Origin of the sequence: Anaplasma marginale str. Florida (genome assembly GCF_000215485.1) — a bacterium.
Classification (GTDB): Bacteria; Pseudomonadota; Alphaproteobacteria; order Rickettsiales; family Anaplasmataceae; genus Anaplasma; species Anaplasma marginale.
The window spans coordinates 1-765 of sequence record NZ_AFMS01000187.1; the positions used below are offsets into that span (position 1 = coordinate 1).

General features: G+C 51.8%; 1 pseudogene. It reads left to right on the forward strand.

The window, feature by feature from the left end:
• Positions 1–15: 15 nt before the first annotated feature.
• Positions 16–765 (forward strand): annotated as a pseudogene (locus GAC_RS05035) (hypothetical protein); the annotation flags it as partial.

Below are 765 nucleotides of genomic sequence, written 5' to 3' on the forward strand. Positions count from 1 at the left end.
GATCGGGAAATTGGTATGCGTGTTGAAGTGACATATGTTGCTGTGGGATGTCCTGTGTCGCGGGGTGGAAGTCCGGGCTGCGGTCGTAGGATTGCAGAGGAGCTAAGGCTTGCGGAGGACGCTCGCTTGCGCCTTGCACTCCTGGGGAGGTGCATAGTTAAGGGGAGTCCTGCTCAGGTTCGTAGAGAACTTCGTGCTGAACTCAAAGCTATAGATGCTGAGTGGAGGCCTGTGATTGCCCGTGAATCACTCAGGAAGGAGCTTGACGCTATAGATGCTGAGTGGGCACCTAAGATTGAGCTTAGTGCGGAGCTCAAAGCTATAGATGCTGAGTGGAGACCTGCGATTAGGCTCAGGAGTGCATATCGCGCTATCATTGGTCGTATAGAGCTCAGGAAGGAGCTTGACGCTATAGATGCTGAGTGGAGGCCTGTGATTGCCCGTGAATCACTCAGGAAGGAGCTTGACGCTATAGATGCTGAGTGGGCACCTAAGATTGAGCTTAGTGCGGAGCTCAAAGCTATAGATGCTGAGTGGAGACCTGCGATTAGGCTCAGGAGTGCATATCGCGCTATCATTGGTCGTTGGGAGCTTAGTAAGGAGCTCAAAGCTATAGATGCTGAGTGGGCACCTGTGATTAAGCTCAGGAAGGAGCTCAAAGCTATAGATGCTGAGTGGGCACCTGTGATTAAGCTCAGGAAGGAGCTCAAAGCTATAGATGCTGAGTGGAGACCTAGGATTGCTAAAGCCCAAGAAGAACTTGCT